Genomic DNA, 3,354 nt, shown 5'->3' with positions numbered 1-3,354 from the left:
CCGGTGATGTAAGCCGCCGACGGGGACGCCAGAAAGCCCACGGCCTTCGCGATATCGGTCGCCTGACCCAGGTGCCCGAGCGCAATCTGACCCAGCAGCGCCGTACGGGCGTCTTCAGGCAGCGCACGCGTCATATCGGTATCGATGAAGCCCGGCGCCACCACGTTCACGGTGATGCCGCGCGAACCGATCTCGCGCGCCAGCGACTTGGAGAACGCAATGATGCCGGCCTTGGCCGCCGCATAGTTGGACTGGCCCGGATTGCCGGTGACGCCGACCACCGAAGCGATCGAGATGATGCGGCCCTTGCGTGCCTTCATCATGCCGCGCATCACCGCCTTGGAGGCGCGATACACCGAGGTAAGATTGGTATCGAGAATGGCCTGCCAGTCTTCATCGCGCATGCGCATCAGCAGCTGATCGCGCGTGATGCCGGCATTGTTGACCAGGATCGAGACCGGGCCGAATTCCTTGGCGATGCTGTCGATGAGCGCATCGATGGACGCGCCATCGGTCACATTGAGCATGCGGCCATGGCCGCCGTGCGCGGCAAGACGCTCGCCGATCGCCGCCGCACCGCTGTCGCTGGTGGCGGTGCCGATGACCGTGGCGCCCTGCGCCGCCAGTTCGTCGGCAATCGCCGCACCGATGCCGCGGCTGGCGCCCGTGACGAGGACGATTTCACCTTGCAGTGTCTTGCTCATCTGTTATTTCCTTTGGATGGCTAAACGGCAATCCGTCCAGCCGCATGAATCGGGAAAGTGCCGGGAATCAGGCCCACTCGGTACGGGCGGCTTCCAGCTCGGCCGGCGTACCGATGGCGCGCGCTTCCACGCTCTTGTCGATGCGCTTGATCAGGCCTGCCAGCACTTTGCCCGGACCAGCTTCGGCCATGCGCGTCGCACCGCCTGCGACCAGCGCCTGCACGCATTGCGTCCAGCGCACCGGCAGATACAGCTGGCGCTGCAGCGCGCCGCGAATATCGTCCAGGTTGTCGTAGCTGCGCGCTTCGGCGTTCTGCACGACCGGCACAGACGGCAATGCCCAGTTGATGGACGCCATGCGCTCGCCCAGGCGATCGGCCGCGTCGCGCATCAGTGCGCAATGCGAAGGTACCGACACGGCCAGCTTGATGGCTTTCTTCACGCCCTGCTCCGCCAGCTTGGCCAACGCGCGATCCACCGCTTCGGCATTGCCCGCGATGACGAGCTGGCCGGGCGAATTGAAGTTGGCCGGCGACACGACCTGGCCCTGCGCGACTTCTTCGCACACCGCCGCAATCTGCGCATCGTCGCCACCAAGGATGGCCGCCATCGCGCCCACGCCCGGCGGCACGGCGGCCTGCATCAGGCGACCGCGCTCGGCGACCAGTGCAGCAGCGTCATGCAGCGACAACGCGCCGGCACATACCAGAGCGCTGTACTCGCCCAGGCTGTGGCCGGACATCTGCGCAGGCGTCGCGCCACCCAGCTTCTGCCACACGCGCCACACCGCCACGCTGGCGGCGAGCAGTGCCGGCTGCGTGTTCTCGGTGCGGTTGAGGTCCTCTTCCGGACCCTGCTGGCTGAGCGCCCACAGGTCGATGCCCGCGCCCTGCGATGCCTCGTCGAACGTGGCCTTCACTTCCGCATGCGCAGCGGCCAGCTCGGCCAGCATGCCCACGGATTGCGAACCCTGGCCAGGGAAAACGAAAGCTAGCGTGGCGGCGGTATCGGTCATGGATAGGGGTTTTCTGAAATCGAAAAACGGAATGGTGCCAGTAATCAGCGCCATACGCAGCTGTATTCAGTCATTTCGACACGCGACACCTGTAGGAGGGCACCTTGTGCGCGACCACAACGCCCCTCGGTCAGCCCTGAGGCCAGTCGCGCACAGGGTGCGCTCCCACAGGAAAGACAAAGGCCGCCCGGAGGCGGCCTTGTATCTCGTGCAACTGGACAATCAGTAGCGCAACAGCGCCGAAGCCCACGTAAACCCGCCACCAAACGCTTCCAGCAGCAGGTTCTGACCACGCTTGACCTTGCCCGAACGCACGGCGTAATCGAGCGCCAGCGGCACCGAGCCGGACGAGGTATTCGCATGCTCCTGCACGGTGACGATCACCTGCTCCATCGGCATCTTCAGGCGCTTGGCCGTGGCCTCGATGATGCGCAGGTTGGCCTGGTGCGGAATCAGCCAGTCGATCTGCGATTCGTCCATGCCAGCGGCCTGCAACGTTTCGTCGACCAGCGAGTCCAGCGTCTTCACGGCGACCTTGAACACTTCGCGGCCCGCCATGTTGATGCGCACGCCGTGGTTGGGCTCGTCCTTGAAGCCGACCGAGACGCCCACCGGGTTGTACAGCAGATGCTTGAAGCCGCCGTCGGCATGCAGCAGCGTGGCGTAGATGCCCGGCTCTTCCGAGGCTTCCAGCACCACCGCGCCGGCGCCGTCGCCGAACAGCACGCAGGTTTCGCGCTCAGTCCAGTCGACCATGCGGGTCAGCGTTTCCGCGCCGATCACCAGCACTTTCTTGGACTGGCCGCTGCGGATGAACTTGTCGGCAATGCCCAGCGCGTAGACGAAGCCCGAACAGGCCGCATTGACGTCGAACGCGGCGCAACCGTTGGCGCCCAGGCGATGCTGCACGAGGCAGGCGGTGGACGGAAAAATGATGTCCGGCGTGGTCGTGCCGAGCACGATCAGATCAATCTCTGACGCCTTGACGCCGGCAGCTTCGAGGGCGCGCTCCGCGGCTTCGGTGGCCAGGTCGCCGGTGGTCTGGCCTTCGGCGGCGATGTGGCGGCGCTGAATGCCGGTGCGGCTGACAATCCATTCGTCACTGGTCTCGACGATCTTCTCGAGATCGGCGTTGGTCACCACTCGCTCAGGCAGTGCGCTGCCGGTGCCGGTGATGCGGGCGTAAATCTGGGCCATTAACTTTCCATGCGACGGGTTGGGAAAAGCAGCCTCAACAGCTCAAGCCAGCTTCCAAACCGCCAACGTTACGTGGGTGATCGCATAAACGCAAAGCGGCGCGAAATCGCGCCGCCATGCGGAACCGTATCCCTTGCGGGAAACGATTAATCCTCTTCGACCACCGCGCCGGCGGTCTGGATGACCTTCTTGCCGCGGTAGTAGCCGTCCTTGGTGACGTGGTGGCGCAGATGCACCTCGCCGCTGGTCGGATCGGTCGACAGCTGCACGGTCTTCAGCGCATCGTGCGAACGACGCATGCCGCGGGTGGACGGGGTCTTGCGGCTCTTGGCAACGGCCATGGCGAATCTCCAGCTAAATCAGTTTTTCTTGAGTTCGCGCAAAACCGCGAACGGGTTATCGGAACGCCCTTCGCTGGAGACTTCCTCCGGCGTGGGG

At 64.8% G+C, this 3,354-nt stretch carries 4 protein-coding genes; all 4 read right to left on the bottom strand.

Annotation, left to right across the window (positions count from 1 at the left end; all coding sequences use genetic code 11):
- A partial coding sequence (gene fabG / locus AC1DMG_RS21045) for a 3-oxoacyl-ACP reductase FabG (RefSeq protein WP_477181044.1) occupies positions 1-704 on the bottom strand: 704 nt, incomplete at its 3' end.
- A gap of 67 nt (positions 705-771) precedes the next feature.
- Positions 772-1,719: an ACP S-malonyltransferase gene (gene fabD / locus AC1DMG_RS21040; protein ID WP_477175990.1), complete on the bottom strand. Its 948-nt coding sequence runs from the start codon at positions 1,717-1,719 to the stop codon at positions 772-774.
- Between the two features lie 222 nt (positions 1,720-1,941).
- Positions 1,942-2,916, bottom strand: coding sequence for a beta-ketoacyl-ACP synthase III (locus AC1DMG_RS21035; protein ID WP_441604052.1), 975 nt, complete (start codon positions 2,914-2,916; stop codon positions 1,942-1,944).
- Between the two features lie 146 nt (positions 2,917-3,062).
- Entirely contained in the window at positions 3,063-3,257 is a 195-nt protein-coding gene (rpmF, locus tag AC1DMG_RS21030) for a 50S ribosomal protein L32 (protein WP_046970143.1), read from the bottom strand.
- Between the last annotated feature and the right edge of the window lie 97 nt (positions 3,258-3,354).

Source organism: Dyella sp. 01N36 (assembly GCF_056399745.1).
Note: the sequence above shows the minus strand (reverse complement) of the source record. Positions and strands in the feature narration are given on the sequence as shown.

Coding starts and splice junctions, on each gene's coding strand:
- fabD (WP_477175990.1), bottom strand. CDS start 1,719: ATGACCGATACCGCCGCCACGCTAGCTTTCGTTTTCCCTGGCCAGGGT.
- AC1DMG_RS21035 (WP_441604052.1), bottom strand. CDS start 2,916: ATGGCCCAGATTTACGCCCGCATCACCGGCACCGGCAGCGCACTGCCT.
- rpmF (WP_046970143.1), bottom strand. CDS start 3,257: ATGGCCGTTGCCAAGAGCCGCAAGACCCCGTCCACCCGCGGCATGCGT.